13 protein-coding genes, 2 tRNA genes and 3 rRNA genes are annotated in these 20,525 nt (G+C 46.5%); 12 read left to right on the top strand and 6 right to left on the bottom strand.

Annotated features, from left to right (window positions below; all coding sequences use genetic code 11):
- Window positions 1–67: 67 nt before the first annotated feature.
- Window positions 68–817 carry a tetratricopeptide repeat protein gene (locus tag SP90_RS02365; protein ID WP_066852169.1) on the top strand — a complete coding sequence of 250 codons (750 nt, stop codon included), beginning with the start codon at window positions 68–70 and terminating at the stop codon, window positions 815–817.
- Window positions 818–928: 111 nt separating this feature from the next.
- Here SP90_RS02365 and greA read toward each other — a convergent pair whose 3' ends face one another.
- Window positions 929–1,402, bottom strand: coding sequence for a transcription elongation factor GreA (greA, locus tag SP90_RS02360; RefSeq protein ID WP_066852166.1), 474 nt, complete (start codon window positions 1,400–1,402; stop codon window positions 929–931).
- A gap of 481 nt (window positions 1,403–1,883) precedes the next feature.
- On the opposite strand from greA, the gene SP90_RS16435 reads away from it, so the two are divergent.
- The 6 genes from SP90_RS16435 (at window position 1,884) to SP90_RS02325 (ending at window position 9,950) form a co-directional block, all read left to right on the top strand.
- A complete protein-coding gene (locus SP90_RS16435) occupies window positions 1,884–3,182 on the top strand; it encodes a (Fe-S)-binding protein (RefSeq protein ID WP_082936254.1) in 1,299 nt (432 codons plus the stop codon).
- Window positions 3,183–3,345: 163 nt separating this feature from the next.
- On the top strand, window positions 3,346–4,053 hold the full coding sequence (locus tag SP90_RS02345; protein WP_066852162.1) for a Bax inhibitor-1/YccA family protein: 708 nt from the start codon (window positions 3,346–3,348) through the stop codon (window positions 4,051–4,053).
- A gap of 130 nt (window positions 4,054–4,183) precedes the next feature.
- The gene (lpxK, locus tag SP90_RS02340) at window positions 4,184–5,410 is read left to right on the top strand and encodes a tetraacyldisaccharide 4'-kinase (protein WP_066852160.1); all 1,227 of its coding nucleotides are present in this window, start codon (window positions 4,184–4,186) and stop codon (window positions 5,408–5,410) included.
- A gap of 73 nt (window positions 5,411–5,483) precedes the next feature.
- The gene (gene rnr / locus SP90_RS02335; protein WP_066852158.1) at window positions 5,484–7,637 is read left to right on the top strand and encodes a ribonuclease R; all 2,154 of its coding nucleotides are present in this window, start codon (window positions 5,484–5,486) and stop codon (window positions 7,635–7,637) included.
- A gap of 260 nt (window positions 7,638–7,897) precedes the next feature.
- The gene (locus SP90_RS02330; protein WP_157471168.1) at window positions 7,898–8,776 is read left to right on the top strand and encodes a DUF6268 family outer membrane beta-barrel protein; all 879 of its coding nucleotides are present in this window, start codon (window positions 7,898–7,900) and stop codon (window positions 8,774–8,776) included.
- A gap of 277 nt (window positions 8,777–9,053) precedes the next feature.
- Window positions 9,054–9,950, top strand: a complete 897-nt coding sequence (locus tag SP90_RS02325; protein ID WP_157471167.1) for a hypothetical protein — start codon at window positions 9,054–9,056, stop codon at window positions 9,948–9,950.
- A 114-nt stretch (window positions 9,951–10,064) separates the two neighbouring features.
- Here SP90_RS02325 and SP90_RS02320 read toward each other — a convergent pair whose 3' ends face one another.
- From SP90_RS02320 to rdgC, 5 genes are all read right to left on the bottom strand, one after another.
- Window positions 10,065–11,666 (bottom strand): DNA repair protein RecN, encoded by a 1,602-nt coding sequence (locus SP90_RS02320; RefSeq protein WP_066852153.1) that lies wholly within the window; start codon window positions 11,664–11,666, stop codon window positions 10,065–10,067.
- A gap of 115 nt (window positions 11,667–11,781) precedes the next feature.
- Window positions 11,782–12,576: an ABC transporter permease gene (locus tag SP90_RS02315; RefSeq protein WP_066852442.1), complete on the bottom strand. Its 795-nt coding sequence runs from the start codon at window positions 12,574–12,576 to the stop codon at window positions 11,782–11,784.
- Between the two features lie 41 nt (window positions 12,577–12,617).
- Entirely contained in the window at window positions 12,618–13,655 is a 1,038-nt protein-coding gene (locus tag SP90_RS02310; protein ID WP_066852152.1) for an ABC transporter permease, read from the bottom strand.
- Window positions 13,656–13,664: 9 nt separating this feature from the next.
- Complete coding sequence (locus tag SP90_RS02305; RefSeq protein ID WP_066852151.1) at window positions 13,665–14,195, bottom strand: hypothetical protein; 531 nt, start codon at window positions 14,193–14,195, stop codon at window positions 13,665–13,667.
- A gap of 8 nt (window positions 14,196–14,203) precedes the next feature.
- Window positions 14,204–14,818, bottom strand: a complete 615-nt coding sequence (rdgC, locus tag SP90_RS02300; protein ID WP_066852149.1) for a recombination-associated protein RdgC — start codon at window positions 14,816–14,818, stop codon at window positions 14,204–14,206.
- A 510-nt stretch (window positions 14,819–15,328) separates the two neighbouring features.
- On the opposite strand from rdgC, the gene SP90_RS02295 reads away from it, so the two are divergent.
- The 5 genes from SP90_RS02295 (at window position 15,329) to rrf (ending at window position 20,457) form a co-directional block, all read left to right on the top strand.
- Window positions 15,329–16,870 (top strand): 16S ribosomal RNA (locus SP90_RS02295).
- 91 nt (window positions 16,871–16,961) lie between these two features.
- Window positions 16,962–17,038 (top strand) — tRNA-Ile (locus tag SP90_RS02290).
- Window positions 17,039–17,049: 11 nt separating this feature from the next.
- Window positions 17,050–17,125 (top strand) — tRNA-Ala (locus SP90_RS02285).
- A 161-nt stretch (window positions 17,126–17,286) separates the two neighbouring features.
- Window positions 17,287–20,222, top strand: a 23S ribosomal RNA gene (locus SP90_RS02280).
- A 120-nt stretch (window positions 20,223–20,342) separates the two neighbouring features.
- Window positions 20,343–20,457, top strand: a 5S ribosomal RNA gene (rrf, locus tag SP90_RS02275).
- The 16S, 23S and 5S rRNA genes sit together here with 2 tRNA genes alongside, the layout of an rRNA operon.
- Window positions 20,458–20,525 lie beyond the last annotated feature (68 nt).

The raw sequence follows: 20,525 nt of genomic DNA, 5'->3' as shown, positions 1-20,525 counted from the left end.
GTATGGGTAATTTATTCTGTATTAACAAGTTGTAGCGACTACGCAGTGCATATTTTGAGGGACGCATATGGATGGAAGCCATGAAAAACCGCCTATACGTGGGGCGTTTTCAACTGTGAAGATTGTCCGTGTTGGATTTGGAGCAACAAAGCAGACAAATAAGATTACAGTAATGGTGTATGCAGAGCAGGAAGCGAACGGAGATATCCTTTTATGGAAGCTTAATAAGAGTCATATCCCGTTTGAAAAATATGAAAAAGTTACTTTTGAAACGCTGATGGCTAAATATACACCTGAACCGGGCTTTTATCAGGAAAAAATTTTTCCTGCGATGCGCAAGGTGGCTCAAGGAATTGCCCGAGGTGAACGCTTGCGGGTTAATGGCCAGCCATATGGGGCGGAGGTAGAGTTTCTTCAGGTTCTGGATATGGACGAAGATAATGTACGTGCTACATTTGGTCTCGGCCTTACGTATTTGGACAGGAATGAGACTGAGAAAGGGCAGGAAGTGTTTTCCAAACTTGTTGGCATTGAAGCTGCCTTTGCCAAGGAACATAAGCACATGTTCAATGAGTTCGGGATTAAACTTAGAAGAAACAAATTGTATGCTGAAGCGCTTCAATTTTATAGCAGGGCGCAGAAGCTTACAGAACTGGATGAACATCTGCTCTACAATATAGGCAGAGTGTTGATTGAGACGAAAGAATTTAAAAAGGCGCGGGTCATGCTTGCAAAAGCCATTGAAGTGAACCCTCAGTTTGAGGAAGCTACAAAGGTTCTTGAGTTGCTGGATAAGAAGCTTGGCGCCCCTGTTTGATTAGTACTGCCTTGTATTAATGAAAAAAAGCCATGCCTCATCACGATTGTGATGAGGCATGGCTTTTTTCTTGCGATAGTCAGCACTGCATCCTTGAGGATGCTGTGCTGCTTAATGATCGAATTCGATAGATACGATTTCGTATGAAATGCGTCCTTTAGGAGCATTTACTACAAACTCGTCGCCTTCTTCCTTACCGAGCATTGCTTTGCCCACAGGAGAAAGAACAGAGATGCTACCATTCTGGTAGTCAGCTTCGTCAGGTCCGAGCAGGGTGTATTTTTTTACGTCGCCGGAATCAAGGTCTTCAATCTCAACGGTTGCACCAAATGTTACTTTTTCGCCACCAAGTGTTTTGAGGTCGATAACATTGTAGCAAGCCATCTGAGACTCAATGTAGGAAATACGTGCTTCAAGCATGCCTTGACGTTCACGTGCGGCATCGTAGCCAGCGTTCTCACTAAGGTCGCCTTCTTCTCGGGCTTCTTTAATTGCCTGAATAATGGCTGGACGCTCTTTTTTCAGAGCTTCAAGCTCCTGCTTAACTTTTTCAAAGCCTTCAATTGAAATAGGAATACTGCTCATCATTTTTCCCTTAAAAAATTCTTTCCTGCATTTTACCGGCGTCAGGATACCGTTTCTTCTTCACAAGAAAAAGCGCCCGACAGTGCGGGCGAAATTCTCAGGTAGAACATACTTGGCGACTGGTCAAGTATGTAGTTGGTGAAGATGGTAGAATGTACCAGAAAATAACAGCTTATTTGTTTCCGGCATCTTTATAATAGATATTGATTGTATGACCAGTTCGCTTGAGATTCAAAATATCAATAAAATCATGTCGATGTCAATTAAATGAAAAGTTAACCGGTTTCATTGATAATCAGTATGACGTAATGAAAAAATGCTGTTATGAGGGGGGAGAACCGCTATGCAATTATCGCAAAAAAGCCGTACGCTTTCTTGCGATGCGTAACCGATTTGACCTAAGTATACTTGGGCTTAGGCCGCTTTGTCTTTATTACGCAACACAATGAGCAGCGCGAAGCGGTTAAGGAGTAAATGTTATATGTCAGATTCAAAGCAGCATCCTGATAAGGAGTGCGGTGGTTCTTTCATAGAAAGTGTAGCTGAACTGCTGCCAGAAGGCGGCAACCTTAATATGTGTCTTACCTGTGGTGCATGTTCCGCAGGGTGTCCGGCAACAGGACTCGAAGACATGGACCCGCGCAAATTTTTGCGTCTTGCCGCACTGGGAATGGATGAAGAAATCACTACTACCCCTTGGGTCTGGATGTGCACCATGTGTCAGCGGTGTACATATGTCTGCCCGATGCAGATCAACATCCCGCAACTCGTGTATCAGGCGCGTCAGGCCTGGCCGCGGGAAGATCGTCCTAAAGGGATTATTAACTCTTGTGATGTGGCCTTACGTAACCCTGGTCACAGTGCAATGGGTGCATCCTCTGAAGATTTTAAATTCGTAGTGGAAGATGTTCTTGAAGAAGTGCAGTCCGAACAGGAAGGTATGGAGAAACTCAAAGTACCTTTTGATGAACTCGGTAAAACGTACTACCTGAACCAGAACTCCCGCGAACCGGTAACAGAGCCTGATGAAATGGTTCCTCTGTGGAAAATCATGAACATCGGCACTGGCGAAGACTGGACTTACGGCTCAAACGGCTGGGCAGCAGAAAACTACTGTATGTTCGCGGCAGATGATGAGTCCTGGGAAAAAATAGTTCGAACCAAAGTCAAGGCTGTGGAGGACCTCGGCGCCAAAATTTGGCTCAACACCGAGTGAGGCCACGAACTTTACGCACTCCGGTCCGGAATGCAAAAATTTGGTATCGAGCCTAAGTTTGAAATTGAGTCCATCATCCGTCTCTACGCCCGTTGGGTACGAGAGGGCGTTCTGAAAGTAAATTCAGACTGGAACGTCAATAACGTTAAATTTACTGTGCAGGACCCGTGTCAGCTTGTCCGTAAAGGATATGGTGATGCTGTGGCGGATGAACTGCGATACGTTATCAAAAAAGTTGTTGGTGAAGAGAACTTTATTGATACATGGCCTAACAAATCCAACAACTACTGCTGCGGTGGCGGTGGTGGTTCGTTGCAGGCCGGTTATCCTGAAGCCCGCCGTTACTACGGCAAAATTAAAAATGAGCAGATTGTGAAAACCGGTGCGCCGTATGTCATCGCACCTTGTCACAACTGTCATTCTCAGATTCACGATCTTTCCGAATACTATGGAGCTGGCTATCATGTGGTTCACTTGTGGACACTGATTGCACTTTCTCTTGGTATTCTTGGTGAAAACGAGCGTGAATACCTTGGCGAAGATCTTCGCAATTGCGGTTTGTAAAAAGCCGCACCGTACGCCCATAGAAAGCCCGGTCGCATTGACCGGGCTTTTTGTTTTAAGAATGTGCGGGAATTGATAGACTTGCATTCCGGCAGTGGGCTTGGTACCGTAATGCTTACGTTTCAGAAAATAATGAACGCAAAATATAATTCCGGAGGATGGAATGTTAGGACGAAATACAGCTGCACCAAGTGTGCGTCGTGCTGAACTTGTAAATACATATCTGCGTGGTGTGTACGGCTGGATGATGCTTGGGCTTCTTGTGACTGCTGTCTGCGCATTTTTCACAGCTGCATCTCCTGCTATTCAGCAGGTTATTTTTGGCAACCAGTTTGCTTTCATCGGACTTATTATTGCTGAATTCGGTTTGGTAATGTACCTGAGCGCACGTATTGCCAATCTTTCTGCTGGTGCTGCAACTGGTCTTTTCTTGCTGTACAGTGCGCTTAACGGCGTAACATTGTCTGCAATTCTTCTTGTATATGCTTCCAGCACTGTGTTCTCTGCTTTCTTTACAGCAGCAGGTATGTTCGGTGCTATGAGCTTGTACGGTATGACTACAAAGCGTGATCTTACCAGCATGGGAAGCTTTATGATGATGGGCCTGTTCGGCATTGTCATCGCAATGGTTGTTAACATCTTCATCGGTTCCAGCATGATGCAGCTTGTTATCAGCGCAATCGGCGTAATCGTATTTACCGGTTTGACCGCATACGATACCCAGCGTCTTGCTGAAATGGGCGAATCAATGCCTGCTGATGATGCAACCGCAGTTCGCCGTGGTACAATCCTCGGTGCGCTGACTTTATACCTCGACTTCATTAACCTCTTCCTCATGTTGCTCCGTTTGTTTGCAGCAAGCCGTGACTAAAAATAACTATATATTTGCTGTCATGTGACGAATAGAGGGGAGAGCCTGTATGGCTCTCCCTTTTTACATGAGGCAATATTCTGCACTCAGATTACAATTCCATTGAAATAGAAAGCTACCAGGAGAGGCTATGTCTTCACTGCCAATGCAGCGTGCCCTGTTTCCACTTTTATACCCCTTCAGTAAACTATATGCGCTTATGATGTCATACAGGCGCAAACAATATGAGCTTGGCGCAAAAGAACAATTTTCGCCTAAAGCCCCGTGTGTTTCTGTGGGCAATATCAGTTGGGGCGGGAGCGGGAAGACTCCGGTTGTAAGTTGGCTGCTGGAGTGGGCAGATAAATACCATTACCTTCCTGTTGTTCTTACTCGTGGATATAAGGCAACTCCGCCAAGAACTCCGTATCTTGTTACATCAAAAAGTACTGCTGCTGAGGCGGGTGATGAGCCGTTAATGTTGGCGCATGCGCATCGCAGGGCACATATCGTTGTAGATCCAATTCGGAAACGATCTGGTGCATGGGCGCAGCGTAGCTTCAGGCCGGAAATTGTCATTCTTGATGACGGGTTTCAGCATTTAGCTGTGAAGCGGGATATAAATCTGGTATTATTGAAACCGGAAGATCTGACATCAGAGTGGGATAGAGTTATTCCTGCTGGAAGTTGGCGGGAAGACCAGAGTGCTTTGTCTAAAGCAGATGCGTTTCTTATTAAAGCTGATACGCTGGCGCCATTAAAGGCTGTTATTCAGGAAAGGCTTGCTAAATTCGGCAAACCTGTGTTTAGTTTTTCATTACTGCCGCAATATCTTGTTCCGGTCAGTGCTGCTGCTGCAGAAAAATTTGAAGCGGCAAAAGATAATGATACACCTGTTACTCTCGAGAGCTATGTATTGTTTAACGGTGTGGGTGAACCTGAACAGGTAGAAGAAACAGCAAAACGTTTTATGGGACGCGCTCCGTATAAACATCAGCGTTTTGCAGATCATCATGCGTATACAGAATCTGAAATTGCAGAAATGGGTAACCTTGGTTTACCGCTGGTCTGTACTCCAAAGGACGCTGTAAAGGTTCCTGAAGTTCTGGGAATAGAAGTCTGGACGTTTGTGCTCCGTACAAAGTTTGGTGATTCCATGTACTCCAAGCAATCTTTTTCAGACTGGTGGCAGGAACAATGGGAATCTCTGCGCAACGGAGGTTCCAGAAAGCCTGCAGGCAAGGCTCCGGATGTGAGTACAAAGGGTGCTGAAAAGAATAAACCTGCTAAACAGACTGCGCCAGCGGCTCCAAAGGCACCATCTAAAAAAGCATCCGTAGCTTCAGTTCCGCGTCCGAAATTGAAGCATGAAAAATAGTATAACATCAGCCAAAGGTAGTAAGGGGGAGGGAAGCTTTCTTCGAATATTACCGGAGGAATAAGAATATATAATGGTAAAAAAGAAAAAAAAGAAAGTTGGTGAATGTCCTATTACGCCTCAGGATATTTTAAATCTTTTCCGCGAAGTAAAACGTCCGCTTAAAATGAATGATTTTTACCGCTTTTTGCATTTGAGCAAACGGTGGAGACGTGATCTTGAGGGAATGATCGAATTTCTTGAAAAGGACGGAAAAATTATACGCTTACGCGGCGGTGCTTGGGGGCTTACCAAAAATTTACGCCTTATTACAGGTAAGCTTCAGGTGCAGCGCTCCGGTGTAGGTTTTGTATTACCAGATGATAAGCGTCGTGCGGATATTTTTGTAGCGCCGTTTGCCTTTGGTGATGCCATGCATGGTGACACAGTTGTTGTTGCCTTGATTCCGGGGCATCGTGGGAAAAATCAGGAAGGACGTATTGTCAGGATTCTTGAACGTGCGCGTGAAAACATCACTTGCCGTGTTCTTAAAAAAATGGGCAAAGCAGGGTACATTTGTCGTCCTACCGATTCCCGCCTTACATTTTCTGTCTTAGCATCTGGCGATGTTCTTGAACGTCGACCTCGTAAAAATGAGCTACTCGTGGTTGCCCCGCAGGAACAGGTTGAGGCCGGCCTGTGGTCTGCTCAAATTATTGAGAGTCTGGGCAGTGAAGAAGACGGAAACGTGCAGGAGCGTCTGGTTAAACTGAACCATGATATTCCTATGGCATTTCCTGAGGAAGTTCTTGAAGAAGCGAAGGCTCTTCCAGAATTACCTTCAGAAGAAGATTTTGTTGATCGTATTGATCTGCGTAATCTTAATTTTGTGACTATTGACGGCGAAACTGCGCGAGACTTTGACGATGCGGTCTACGTGGAAGAACAGCGTGACGGGTATCGATTATGGGTCGCTATTGCTGACGTGAGTCATTATGTGCAGGAAGAGTCTGCGCTTGATCGGGAAGCAGTTGAACGTGCGAATTCTTACTACTTCCCGCAGTCTGTTGAACCGATGTTTCCTGTAGCGTTGTCCAATGGATTATGCAGTCTTAATCCCCGTGTTCCACGTCTTGCAATGGTTGCTGAAACATATTTCTATGCTGACGGCACATACGGCAAATCCAAATTTTATCCGGCAGTCATCGAAAGCAAGGCACGGTTGACATACGATCAGGTAAAGCGTGCTCTGTTTGATAAAGATGAGAAAGAGCGTGCTGTCATTGCACCGGTTCTTTCTATGCTGGAACGTGCTGAAGAGCTTGCCCATTTATTGAAGAACAAGCGTGATGAGCGGGGAAGTCTTGATTTTGATGTTCCTGAAGCAGCAATAACGTTTGATGTAGCAGGAGATCCGATCGCCATTGATCGCAAGGTGCGTCATTTCGCGCATATGATGATTGAAGAATTTATGATTGCAGCAAACGAAGCTGTTGCGCGATTCCTCACTAAATCTAAAACACCGTTTCTCTATCGTGTCCATCCGGCACCGGAATTGGATAAATTGTCCGGCTTGTTCAAAATGTTACATCGAACTGAGTTGGGGGAGTCTTTCCCTACTGACCCGACACCGGAAAATTTGCAGGTTGTTTTAAAAATAGCAGCCGGGACAGAGCAGGAATTTGTTGTAAACCGATTAACGCTGAGAACAATGATGCAGGCGCAGTATACTGCAACGCATCAGACCCACTTCGGTTTGGCTTCAGATTGCTATTGCCACTTCACATCCCCAATTCGTCGTTATGCTGACCTTATTGTACATCGCGCCCTTAAGCACGCGTTGGAAGTAAAAGGGTATGAAACTGTTCGTGAACATGACAAAATTCAAACTATCGGTGAACATTTAAATAAACGCGAGCGCGTGGCCATGGAAGCCGAGCGCGAGATTTTAAAGCGCATTACAGCACTTTATATGCTGACGCAGGTCGGCGCAGAGTTTACTGGCGTTATTTCAGGTGTTGCTGAGTTTGGCTTCTGGGTTGAACTGGAAGAAGTTATGGCTGAAGGCATGGTTCGCCTTTCTAGTATCGATGATGACTATTATGTGTACCTGTCGGAACGGAATGAGCTGGTAGGCGAAAGAACGGCGCGAAGGTTTGCATTGGGTCAGGTGGTTAAGGTCTGGCTGTCAGATGTGAACGTTGCTCGAATGGAAGTGAATTTGAAGTTGCGTGAGGAAGACGTATAAGAGTTTTCCTCTCTTCACATTGGATTTTAAAAGGCTTTACCCATAGGTAAAGCCTTTTTTTATAGCAAGTAAATGTTAAGGTTTTGTGACATTGTTAAGTATTTGGTTATGAGTCTATCCTTTTTAAATAGCTGAATTTATTTGTTGAAAGTTACTTGTAAACATGGTTAATTTACGCGTCTATATGATACTGGAAAATTGATGCCAGCAAGTGTGGGCGGGCATTATCCATGAACAATTTTTACAATGAGTGGCTCATAATGAAGAAAAAACTACTGTTGAACACTTTGCTAGTGTTCTTGTTGACGGTTTCCAGCGCCTTGGCAGAAGAAACATCTGAATCAAAAAAGTTTCCGGGCGTAAGTGTTTCTGTCAGTTCTGCGTATTTGGGCGATGCGGAAGTAGATGGGTCATCAGGTTCGTTTTCAACAGTAAATTCGGGTGTAGAAGTAAAGGCATGTCATTTTTCTGTAATTTACGAAAACGAAGCATACAGTTGGAATAATCGTTCGGATCTTGATTTTGTGAAAGATGGGAAGACTCCTTGGGATACTCTACAAAAGCTTGGGGTAGGGTACGATAATTATTATGCTTTTGATGAACAGAATATCCTTATTTATGGGGCGCAGGTTTCATCACAGTTCGAAGATGAAATTACTGGAGACTCCGTAAGTGTTGCAGGGCTAGTGGGATATAACTACTGGTTTACAGAAAACTTTAATGTAACCATTGGAGTCGCTGCTGCATATAACCCGATTGACTGGATGGTTCTTCCTGCTGTCGGTCTTCAGTACACGCACGATAAGTGGGTAGTTAATCTTGGCTTCCCATTTACCAATGTAGGGTATCAGTTCTCTGACAAGTTTGCTGTGCGTGCTGACGTGGGGTTGGAACAGAGCGTGTATCGTTTGTCTAATGACAGTGATGTAGCTCAGGAGGGATATGTGAGAAAGAGAGAAGCGAAGCTATCGCTCCTCGCAGACTGGAATTGTCTGGAAAACATGAAGATCTCTTTTGGGCCGCAATTTGTGTTTGCAAGGCAGATGAAGTTTTACACAAGTGCACATAACCGAACTGGTAGTACGGAAGATATAGATGGCACATGGGGGCTTGCAGCAAATATTACAATGCATTTCTAGTAAGTTCAGTGTGTTATTTTAAAGAAGTAAACTTGGGAGAATGAAAAAAAGAGGATTAATCTCAGTTTTAAGATAGATACAGTAATCTTTTGCAGCCTCATACTTATATGTTTTGTCACATCGGACGATAAGGACATACAGGTATGAGGCTGTTATGTTTGTAAACTATAAGTACTGCCCCGTATAATGAGCATCTTTTACTGTATACGGGTTGCAGATTTTGCCTATCGTGCTTATTTCTGCTACGAAGCATATTGGCAATCATAAGGTTTTTACAATGAAAAGATTACTACTATGTACGACGTATACTCTTTTATTTATTATGTCTGCAGTTTATACAGCTTTTGCAGGGCAAAGAGTAATTGAATCGTCTGAAGAACTATTACCGGAGTGGAATTTATCAGCCCAGTATTCCACAGCATCTGATGCAGATGTTGATAATTCATCAGCATCATATTCATTAAATAGATTTCAATTTGATGCATCATATTTGGATGCCGCGTTTACCTATAGAAAAGACTGGTATTCATGGGATAATACGCATGATATTACATTTGGTAATTCACGTTCAAAGACCCCGTGGGATTCCTTGGAGCACTTGGCAGCAGGGCTGACAACGGACGTTAAGCTTGGAAAGCGTGGTGTCTTCCAATATGGATGGGAACTGGCAAGTAACTATGAAAAAGAGATGGACTGGGGCAGCCTTTCAGGAACCGGTTCTCTTGCTTATGGTTACTTCTTTGAAGAAAATTTTCTGGTCATGGTGGGCGTGCAGGGAACTATTAACTATGCCAACACAACGGTTCTTCCTATTGTTGGTATAAGCTATCTTGAAGGCCCTTGGGACGTTTTTGTCGGATTCCCGAAAACAAGCGTGACGTACTCTGTGAATGAGAATCTTTCGTTTTCAGCTCTTGCTAAGTACGATTATCAAACATACAGCCTTTCAGATTCGAATTCTGTGTACGAAGACGGATACGTCGAGATACGCGAAGCTACAGCGTCATTACTTGCAAACTGGAGACCGTTGGAAAACTTTCAGCTGAGCTTGGGGCCAGAGTTGTATTTTGCCCGCAGTATGCGGTTCTATGATGACGACGGTGATCGCAAGGGCAGTAGTCTGGATTCAGATGTTGCTTATGGTCTCAAGGCGGGGATTACACTCGAATTTTAATTATAGTTTTATTGCCACATTCAAAATAAGAAAGCCAAGCTTCGGTGCAGAATGCACTCTGAGCTTGGCTTTTTGGGTGTAACACTCCAGGTAGAATCTGTAATGCTAAGGGTATTAACCAGTTCCGAGCAACTCTCTGGCTAAAGCCTCGCCTTGCTGGCCTCCGCCTGCCATGCGCTCGTACTCTTCACGTATGCCGTTTTCTGAAAGAGCATCGCAGCTTGTGAACGTTGCGCTGCTCCGTACTTCTTTACGAACCAGGAAGTGTTTTTCTGCACGTGCGGCAAGCTGTGGCCAGTGTGTGATAAGGAGCATCTGCTGGCGCTCTGCCAGCATGGTCAGTGCATCAGCAACATAGTTAAGGGTAATACCACCAATTCCAGCATCTACTTCGTCAAAAATAAGTGTCGGCGTTTCGTTTTTATTCATCAAGCCAACAACAGCGAGCAGGAATCGTGAGAGTTCACCGCCGGATGCGATTTTATCAAGTGGCTGAGGAGATTGACCCGGGTTAGGAACCCAAATCAGTCTCGCTTTGCCTTCAAAGCATTCGGGATAAATTTCTGTAGGTGTAAACTGAAATTCTACATGAACATGTTCTGAGAACCCAAGTGTTTTTAGCTCTGTCTCAATGGCGTCGCAGAGTTCTTTCCCTTTGGACTCTCGTAATTGGTTGATTTGTTCTAATATTGTTTGAAGTGTTTCGCGTGCTTCATTTTCCTGTTTATCTAACAGCTTGAGATCGAGGTTGCAGGTGTCGAGGAAGGTTAGATTTTCTTCAATCTCTTGTTGCATGTTGACGATTTCATCGAGAGAGCGGTTTAGTTTACGCTTGAGCTGCGCTAGCTCGTAAAGTCGTGCTTCGATTTCTTCTATGGATTCTTCATCCGGCCTGTGCATTGGTTGATTTCGCAATCGTGTTTCAAGCTCTCCCAATGAGTGGCGGAACTCAAGAATACGCTCAACGTCAGGCTGGTATTCAGGAAGGTACCTGCATACAGCATCAAGGCTGTTTTCAAGCCGACTGATAACTTCAGCTAGGGCACCATTATCTGTATACAGTAGCCCAAGAGAATGCTCTACGGCTTCTTCTACCAGACCTTGTTCCCGCGTTTCTTGTTTTTTTGCCTCAAGCTCTTCTTCTTCACCTGCTTCCGGGGCAACTTTGGCAATCTCTTTTTGCTGAAATTCTAAAAAGTCCCGTTTGTCTTCCAGAATACGTGCCCGTTCGCGTAGATCGTCCTGCTGTGCTGCAATATCTCGAAGTGTTTTAAGAACATTATTTCGTTCTTCAAGCAGGTCAGGTCGTTGCAGGAAATCATTAAGAAGTTTTTCTTGAAAAGCAGGTTGCAGCAACTGTTGTTGCCCATGCTGACTGGTGTGTACAAGCAATTTTGGCTTCAGGTTGCGTATTGCTTCCTGTGAACTCAGCTTGTCATTAATGTACAGGCGGCTTCTGCCAGTGGCTGCAACAAGCTCTCTGCGGATAATGTATTCTTCACCATCAATGACAAACAGAGCTTCAACCTGTGCTTTATCTTCTCCGGCTCGTACGAGGTCTGCCCGCATTTTCTCACCGGTAAGAAAGTTTAACGCCTTAAGAATAAAACTCTTACCGGCACCGGTTTCGCCGGTGAGTACGTTCATCTTTCCGGAAAACTCAAGTTCCATATCGTCAATCAACGCTAAATGGCGGATTCGGAGAAGTTCGAGCATATTGGTTGCCTGTAAATAATGTATTTGTGAAAAAATTAAGATCGGTATGTGAGGACTCTTATACAAAGCTAATGCGTATTGGCAATATTCAGAATGTGCAACGCAGCATAGTGACCTATTGTTTCAACCGTGGGTCAAGTAAGTCGCGAAGACTTTCACCAAGCAGGTTATACCCTAACACTGTGATAAGGATAGCACATCCCGGGAAGATAGAGAGCCATGGGGCGATTTCTAGAACTTGTTTGCCTTCAAGCAACATGTTTCCCCAGCTTGCCGTTGGAGGTTGAACTCCAAGTCCGAGGAAGCTGAGAGCCGACTCAGTTAAGATTGCTCCGGCTACCCCAAGCGTTGCAGAAACAAGCACTGGTGCGAGCGCATTGGGGAGAATGTGCTGAATGATGATTCGAGTGGATGATGCGCCTGTTAGGCGTGAAGCCGCAACAAAGTCTCTTTCACGAAGGCTTAACGTCTCCGCGCGAACGAGGCGTGCTACCCCCATCCATGAGGTCAGTCCAATAACGATCATGATATTGATTAGACTTGGCTCGAGGAAGGCAATCACTGAAAGAATAAGGAAGAAAGACGGAAAGCAGAGCATTACGTCGACGAGCCGCATAATGGCCTCATCAACCCAGCCTCGAAAGTATCCTGCTACCAGACCGAGTATCAGTCCTAGCGATATCGATATACCCACAGCTACAAATCCAACCCAAAGTGAGATACGTGCGCCGTGGAGCATGCGTGAGAAGATGTCACGACCCAGCGCGTCGGTTCCCATTAGGTGCCCTAAGGAAGGAGGTTGTAAGATATAATCAAGGTTCAGTTTGTCTGGATCAAATGGGGAAATAAACGGGGAAAGTATTGCGGCGATGGTCATGATACCCACAATGACAAGCCCGATGGTCAACATACCGTATTTGTCCCAAAAGGCACGGGAGGTAATAGGAAGCACTATGCGCCGCCTCCTGTATTGCGGATTCTTGGGTCTGCCAGTCCATAGCAAAGGTCGGCAATCATATTACCTGCAAGTGTGAGCACTGCACCAAGAACAAGGTTTCCCATAATCATAGGATAATCACGAGCTAAAACAGAGGTGTAGAACAGTTGTCCTAATCCGGGAAGTGCGAAGATTGATTCAATAATAACAGAACCGCCAATGAGGCTAGGTATGGACAGGCCGAGAATGGTAATAACCGGTAGTAGGGCGTTACGTAGAGCATGTTTGTAGATCACTGTTCGTAACGGGAGTCCTTTAGCTTTAGCTGTGAGAATAAAATCTTGTCTCAGTACTTCAAGCATGGATGAGCGCATGAATCTGGACATTCCGGCAAGACTGCCAAACGTGTATATAAAGATAGGCATTGCCAGATGTTGCGCCACGTCACCTATTTTACCCCAAAACGATAAGCTGTCGTAGTCAAGCGAGGTGAGGCCGGAAATAGGAAGCCATTGAAGATATATCCCAAAGAATAACATCAGTAGCAAGGCAAGCCAGAATCCGGGCATGGCAAAGCCGATAAAGACAAAGACGGTACTCGCTTTATCAAACCATTGTCCTTGATAGTAGGCTGCACCTACTCCAATGGGGATGGCAAAGAGTAATGTAAGAATCAGTGAGGCTACGTTCATGCCAATTGTCAGCGGCATGCGCTCTTTAATCTTGTCCCATACAGGACGATGGTCACCGGACATGGACTTGCCGAAGTCCAACTGCACAATGCGTTTAACCCAGTTGTAGTACTGCACATGGACAGGTTGGTCTAACCCGTACAGTCGTTCAAGACGGGCGCGGGTTGCCGCGCCCACCTGTGGATTTAACGTTGTCTGCAAATCGGTAGGAGAGCCTGGAGCCAGATGGATAACCCAAAAACTGATGACCGTGATTCCTAAAAGAATCAGCGCGGTCATGCCTATTTTTTTGCAAATTCTGTATAAGACGCGGCGTAGAATAACAGAAGGGGTTATCTCGCTCGCTGGCGCATGTTCCATGGTAGAGTACTACTCCGATTTGCTAAGCCACTGTCCCATTCGTTGAACAGTCTCTTTCCAGTCGTTGGAAAGACGGGTTTCAAGGAATGTTCTGTATGCGTCATCCAAGAGTGTAAGACAGCTTTCAATAAGGAATATTTTTTCGAGGAAAGGACCGTCAACGTCGTCTTCCTCGTTGGCATCAGCTTTTTCTACTTTCGGTGTCTTAAGGCTACCGAGAGAAAAATCTTCTGCTTTAAGCGTAAGTTGCCATGCTTCTGTGTCTTGTTCAATACGAATCAGAGCACGAGTAACCTTTTTTCCCATGGACAAGCCAAGGCGGGCTTCTTTTAACTCGGACGTGCTACCGGAAACCGTTGCGGTTTCAAGAGTTTCGCCTTCGCCTCCCTGAACAGACACTCGTTGCTCTACATATAAATTATAAGGGCGGCCTTCTTTGGAAGTGAAGTTTCCGCTGGTGACTTCGCTTCTAAACCATAGCCAGGTTAAAAATTCCTGACCTAAAATAATATCAGTTGTCTGACCAAGATAATCAGCCATGTTCTCTCCTAAGCGAAGTTCGCTGGTTCAACAGTATCGAGTTTCTCAGCGATATCGTCACCCATAAGTGAGATCGCAAGGGCATACGGGGTCATTGGCTCTAGGTCGAGGCCAAAGCTTTGTGCAAAGTAATCAACAAATAATTCGAGAACTTTTGCCTGAGTAGAGGCAAAGTAGACGTCGTTAGTCTGCATATTCCACACAACATGAAACTCAGCTGGTACTGGTAACGTGCGTGCACGAAGTTTTAGCTGAACCTGTTCTTTTAGTTCTTTTTTTCGTTCGCGCGATACGTATTTCTTTCCTTGTTCTTTTATCTTGCGCTCTTCTTCACGAATAGCAATAGCAACATGTTTTTTCATAACTGCTGAGGGGATACGGCGAGTGTCCAGGCGCAGAGAGAACGTGAGGTATGCACCTTTTTCTGGTGGTGCCGTGTGCCAGTGAGAGTCTAGCATATCGTCAAAACAGACCCATCCCCATCCGCGTTCTTCAGCAGATTCCTCAATTTCTTTGAAAGAAAACTGCCGCAGTTTTTCAGGAATTTCTGGCCAGAGCTCTTTAGGAACAGGCTCTGTTATCTTATATCTTGTAAATGAAGTACTGGCGTTTAGAAAACCCATTTTGCTCTCCTTGTGTATATGGGAGTGTGTAGCGCATCTTTGAATAGTTCGCCAGATTATATGATGCAACGTTTGCGGAGTGACATGAAAAACAAATTAGTCTTGATAAACAGCAGGTTGATTATTTTTTAGTGCTTTTTTGAAAAAACTTATTGACTTGTGAAGAAAAGAGCGTAGTTTCCCTCTCCGCTGCTTGTGAGTGCTTCTCGAGAAAAGCAGGAAGGATTTTTAAAGAAAAAAAGTTGACACTGAGGTGTCGTTTTCGTAAAAAAGACTTCTGCGCTTTCAAAAAGAGCGTACAAGTTGGTCAAAATTTTTTTGAAAGAAAAAGAAAAAAGATATTGACTAGCTAGCGGCAGGGTGGCATAAACGCCAACTCGACGCGAGGCACCAAACGCCGAGCGGAGCTTGTTAAAAGCTCTTTGACAATTAAATAGCGAATCGGATTGATTTAGAGATCAGCTAGCGTCATCTGCTGTTATGCAGTGGATGTCACAATACAGAATTATTAAACTGGAGAGTTTGATTCTGGCTCAGATTGAACGCTGGCGGCGTGCCTAACACATGCAAGTCGAACGCGAAAGTCTCTTCGGAGATGAGTAGAGTGGCGCACGGGTGAGTAACGCGTGGATTATCTACCTACTGGTACGGGACAACAGTTGGAAACGACTGCTAATACCGTATACGCTGGTAACGGGAAAGGGGGCCTCTTCTTGAAAGCTCTCGCCAGTAGATGAGTCCGCGTTTCATTAGCTAGACGGTGGGGTAACGGCCTACCGTGGCAACGATGAATAGCAGGCCTGAGAGGGTGGCCTGCCACACTGGGACTGGAACACGGCCCAGACTCCTACGGGAGGCAGCAGTGGGGAATATTGCGCAATGGACGAAAGTCTGACGCAGCGACGCCGCGTGGAGGATGAAGGTTTTCGGATCGTAAACTCCTGTCAAGAGGGAAGAAACCTATCAAGACTAATACTCTTAGTAATTGACGGTACCTCTAGAGGAAGCACCGGCTAATTCAGTGCCAGCAGCCGCGGTAATACTGAAGGTGCAAGCGTTAATCGGAATCACTGGGCGTAAAGCGCTCGTAGGTGGCTTTGTAAGTCAGGTGTGAAAGCCCACGGCTCAACCGTGGAATTGCACTTGATACTGCATCGCTAGAGTATAGGAGAGGGAAGTGGAATTTCTGGTGTAGGAGTGAAATCCGTAGAGATCAGAAGGAACACCCGTGGCGAAGGCGACTTCCTGGACTATTACTGACACTGAGGAGCGAAAGCGTGGGGAGCAAACAGGATTAGATACCCTGGTAGTCCACGCCGTAAACGATGGGTACTAGGTGTTGGGGGCTTGACCCTCGGTGCCGTAGTTAACGCGTTAAGTACCCCGCCTGGGGAGTACGGTCGCAAGGCTGAAACTCAAAGAAATTGACGGGGGCCCGCACAAGCGGTGGAGTATGTGGTTTAATTCGATGCAACGCGAAGAACCTTACCCAGGCTTGACATCCTGCGAATGCCCAAGAAATTAGGCAGTGCCCTTCGGGGAATGCAGTGACAGGTGCTGCATGGCTGTCGTCAGCTCGTGCCGTGAGGTGTTGGGTTAAGTCCCGCAACGAGCGCAACCCCTATCCTTAGTTGCCACCAGGTAATGCTGAGCACTCTAGGGAGACTGCCCGGGTTAACCGGGAGGAAGGTGGGGACGACGTCAAGTCATCATGGCCCTTACGCCTGGGGCTACACACGTACTACAATGGTACATACAAAGGGTTGCGAGACCGTGAGGTGGAGCTAATCCCAAAAAGTGTATCCCAGTCCGGATAGGAGTCTGCAACTCGACTCCTTGAAGTCGGAATCGCTAGTAATCCCGGATCAGCATGCCGGGGTGAATGCGTTCCCGGGCCTTGTACACACCGCCCGTCACACCACGAAAGTTGGTTCTACCCGAAACCAGTGAGCTAACCGGCAACGGAGGCAGCTGTCTACGGTGGGGCTGATGATTGGGGTGAAGTCGTAACAAGGTAGCCGTAGGGGAACCTGCGGCTGGATCACCTCCTTTAAAGAAAAAAATCCGATTCGCTATTTAATTGCAAAGAGTTTTGCATTAACCAACTTCTGGTTGGTTTTAGCTCTTTACAAAGATAGGCTATGGGCCTGTAGCTCAGTTGGTTAGAGCGCACGCCTGATAAGCGTGAGGTCGGAAGTTCAAATCTTCCCAGGCCCACCATCTACCCAAGTGGGGGCGTAGCTCAGCTGGGAGAGCACCTGCCTTGCACGCAGGGGGTCAACGGTTCAATCCCGTTCGCCTCCACCATTTTGGTGGAAAAGCTTATATGATCTTTTACAAGTAGTTTTTTGGTAGTCATCATTACTTTGCGTAAGTAGTGGTTACAATCCAAGTAATATACTTGGCTGAAACCTTGACGGTTTCTGCTCTTTTACAATCGATAGGGACGGAAAAGAATGTCCGTAGAAAAATAAGTTATTAAGGGCAACTGGCGGATGCCTTGGCACTAGAAGGCGATGAAAGACGTGGTAGGCTGCGATATGCTGTGGTGAGGAGCCAAACATCCTTTGACCCACAGATTTCTGAATGGGGAAACCCAGCGGGAGTTATGTCCCGTTATCTCTTTACTGAATACATAGGTTTAGAGAGGCTAACCGGGGGAAGTGAAACATCTCAGTACCCCGAGGAAAGGAAATCAAACGAGACTCTCTTAGTAGCGGCGAGCGAACGGGGAATAGCCCAAACCGTCGTGTTTCGACACGGCGGGGTTGTAGGGCAGTCATCAAGTGATTCAGAATTAGATAGGAGAACAAGCTGGGAAGCTTGACCGTAGAGGGTGAAAGTCCCGTATCTGAAGTCGAACCTGACACTGACTGTTCCTGAGTACCGCGGAACACGTGAAACTCCGTGGGAATCTGGGAGGACCATCTTCCAAGGCTAAGTACTACCTAGTGACCGATAGTGAACCAGTACCGTGAGGGAAAGGTGAAAAGAACCCCTGTTAGGGGAGTGAAATAGAACCTGAAACCAGTTGCCTACAAGCTGTGGGAGCATCCTTGAGATGTGACCGCGTGCCTTTTGCATAATGAGTCAGCGAGTTAATCTACTGTGCAAGGTTAAGCGAAAGTGGAGCCGTAGCGAAAGCGAGTCTGATAAGGGCGACAAGTACAGTGGATTAGACCCGAAACCAGGTGATCTATCCATGAGCAGGTTGAAGCTCAGGTAAAACTGAGTGGAGGACCGAACCAGTATCGGTTGAAAACGATTTGGATGACTTGTGGATAGGGGTGAAAGGCCAATCAAACCTGGTGATAGCTGGTTCTCTCCGAAATATATTGAGGTATAGCCTCGAGGTAGTTTAACGGGGGTAGAGCACTGACAGGGCTAGGGGGCTCACCAGCTTACCAAACCCTATCAAACTCCGAATACCGTATAAATGATCCTCGGGAGTCAGACTGCGACTGAGAAGGGCCGTAGTCGAAAGGGAAACAGCCCAGACCGACAGCTAAGGTCTCCAAATCCATGCTCAGTGGAAAAGGCGGTGGAATTTCCTAGACAGCCAGGAGGTTGGCTTAGAAGCAGCCATCCTTTAAAGAAAGCGTAATAGCTCACTGGTCTAGAGATTCTGCGCCGAAAATGTAACGGGGCTAAGCATGGTACCGAAGCTTCGGATCAGCACTTTGTGCTGGTGGTAGGAGAGCGTTCTCTACTGGTTGAAGGTGTGTTGTGAAGCATGCTGGACGGTAGAGAAGTGATTATGCTGACATGAGTAACGATAAAATGGGTGAGAAACCCATTCGCCGTAAGCCCAAGGTTTCCGGGGTAAAGGTAATCTGCCCCGGGTTAGTCGGCCCCTAAGGCGAGGCTGAAAAGCGTAGTCGATGGGAAACAGGTTAATATTCCTGTACTTGTATAGATGTGCGATGGAGGGACGGAGTAGGATAGGCACGCTGGCTGTTGGAATAGCCAGTACAAGTGTGTAGGGTTGAGATATAGGCAAATCCGTATCTCTACATGCCTGAGACACGATGTGGTGTTCGCAAGAACGTAAGGTGTTGAGTCCATGCTTCCAAGAAAAGCTTCTAAGTTTAGTCTATGCAAACCGTACCGCAAACCGACTCAGGTGGGCGGGATGAGTAATCCAAGGCGCTCGAGAGAACTGTAGTTAAGGAATTCGGCAAAATGACCCCGTAACTTCGGGATAAGGGGTGCTCTTTGTTGTTAGTTTCTTAGCGAAACAAAGCAACGGAGAGCCGCAGAGAAATGGCGGTGGCGACTGTTTACTAAAAACATAGGTCTATGCAAAGTCGTAAGACGACGTATATGGACTGACGCCTGCCCGGTGCCGGAAGGTTAAGGGGAGTTGTTAGCATTAGCGAAGCAGCGAACCGAAGCCCCGGTAAACGGCGGCCGTAACTATAACGGTCCTAAGGTAGCGAAATTCCTTGTCGGGTAAGTTCCGACCTGCACGAATGGCGTAACGATCTCCGCACTGTCTCAACTACAGACTCGGTGAAATTGAATTCGCGGTGAAAATGCCGTGTACCCGCAGCAAGACGGAAAGACCCTGTGCACCTTTACTATAGCTTGACATTGGGTTTTGGGCTAGCATGTGTAGGATAGGTGGGAGGCTTTGAAGCAGGCACGCCAGTGTTTGTGGAGCCAACCTTGAAATACCACCCTTGCTAGTCTAAGGCTCTAATCCTCTACCGTTATCCGGTTAGGAAACAGTGTCTGGTGGGTAGTTTGACTGGGGCGGTCGCCTCCTAAAGAGTAACGGAGGCATACAAAGGTTCGCTCAGACTGATTGGAAACCAGTCGTTGAGTGCAAACGCATAAGCGAGCTTGACTGCAAGAGAGACATCTCGAGCAGGAACGAAAGTTGGTGTTAGTGATCCGGTGGTTCCGCATGGAAGGGCCATCGCTCATTGGATAAAAGGTACGCCGGGGATAACAGGCTGATCGCGCCCAAGAGTTCACATCGACGGCGCGGTTTGGCACCTCGATGTCGGCTCATCACATCCTGGGGCTGAAGCAGGTCCCAAGGGTACGGCTGTTCGCCGTTTAAAGTGGTACGCGAGCTGGGTTTAAAACGTCGTGAGACAGTTTGGTCCCTATCTGCTGTGGGCGTAGGAGATTTGAAAGGACTTGCCCCTAGTACGAGAGGACCGGGGTGAACGAACCTCTGGTGGGTCAGTTGTCGTGCCAACGGCATAGCTGAGTAGCTACGTTCGGAAGGGATAACCGCTGAAAGCATCTAAGCGGGAAGCCTCACTTAAGATAAGATCTCCCTCTCATTTATGAGCTAAAGGACCCTGGTAGACCACCAGGTTGATAGGCTGGGTGTGTAAGGGCAGCGATGCCTTCAGCTAACCAGTACTAATAGTCCGTGAGCCTTATTTTTCTACACAAAATCATTCTTTTCCTCCCTATTAGATTAATATTTCAGGGTTAGCCCTTTGACGTGGCAGCAGGGTAAATACTGCTCGCCTTTCCAAAGAACTGACTGACCCGCCATATTTTTCTTGGTGGCCACGGAGGCTGGGGTACACCCGATCCCATTCCGAACTCGGAAGTTAAGCCGACCATCGCCGATGATACTGCAGGGGAGCCTGTGGGAAAGTAGGTCGCTGCCAAGATTTATTTTGAAGACCGCGTTTCAAACGAAACGCGGTCTTTTTTTGTATGTACAGCTTTTCTTTAGCGA

This window comes from Halodesulfovibrio spirochaetisodalis (assembly GCF_001672295.1).
Taxonomy (GTDB): Bacteria; Desulfobacterota; Desulfovibrionia; order Desulfovibrionales; family Desulfovibrionaceae; genus Halodesulfovibrio; species Halodesulfovibrio spirochaetisodalis.
The sequence above is the reverse complement of the archived record's forward strand: the minus strand, read 5'-3'. Positions and strand labels throughout refer to the sequence as shown.

What these genes read in the sequence shown, in the direction of transcription:
- SP90_RS02310 (WP_066852152.1), bottom strand. Translation starts at nt 13,655, where the DNA reads ATGGAACATGCGCCAGCGAGCGAGATAACCCCTTCTGTTATTCTACGC.
- SP90_RS02305 (WP_066852151.1), bottom strand. Translation starts at nt 14,195, where the DNA reads ATGGCTGATTATCTTGGTCAGACAACTGATATTATTTTAGGTCAGGAA.
- rnr (WP_066852158.1), top strand. Translation starts at nt 5,484, where the DNA reads ATGGTAAAAAAGAAAAAAAAGAAAGTTGGTGAATGTCCTATTACGCCT.
- SP90_RS02325 (WP_157471167.1), top strand. Translation starts at nt 9,054, where the DNA reads ATGAAAAGATTACTACTATGTACGACGTATACTCTTTTATTTATTATG.
- SP90_RS02345 (WP_066852162.1), top strand. Translation starts at nt 3,346, where the DNA reads ATGTTAGGACGAAATACAGCTGCACCAAGTGTGCGTCGTGCTGAACTT.
- SP90_RS02320 (WP_066852153.1), bottom strand. Translation starts at nt 11,666, where the DNA reads ATGCTCGAACTTCTCCGAATCCGCCATTTAGCGTTGATTGACGATATG.
- rdgC (WP_066852149.1), bottom strand. Translation starts at nt 14,818, where the DNA reads ATGGGTTTTCTAAACGCCAGTACTTCATTTACAAGATATAAGATAACA.
- lpxK (WP_066852160.1), top strand. Translation starts at nt 4,184, where the DNA reads ATGTCTTCACTGCCAATGCAGCGTGCCCTGTTTCCACTTTTATACCCC.
- SP90_RS02330 (WP_157471168.1), top strand. Translation starts at nt 7,898, where the DNA reads ATGAAGAAAAAACTACTGTTGAACACTTTGCTAGTGTTCTTGTTGACG.
- greA (WP_066852166.1), bottom strand. Translation starts at nt 1,402, where the DNA reads ATGAGCAGTATTCCTATTTCAATTGAAGGCTTTGAAAAAGTTAAGCAG.
- SP90_RS02365 (WP_066852169.1), top strand. Translation starts at nt 68, where the DNA reads ATGGATGGAAGCCATGAAAAACCGCCTATACGTGGGGCGTTTTCAACT.
- SP90_RS02315 (WP_066852442.1), bottom strand. Translation starts at nt 12,576, where the DNA reads ATGTTGACCATCGGGCTTGTCATTGTGGGTATCATGACCATCGCCGCA.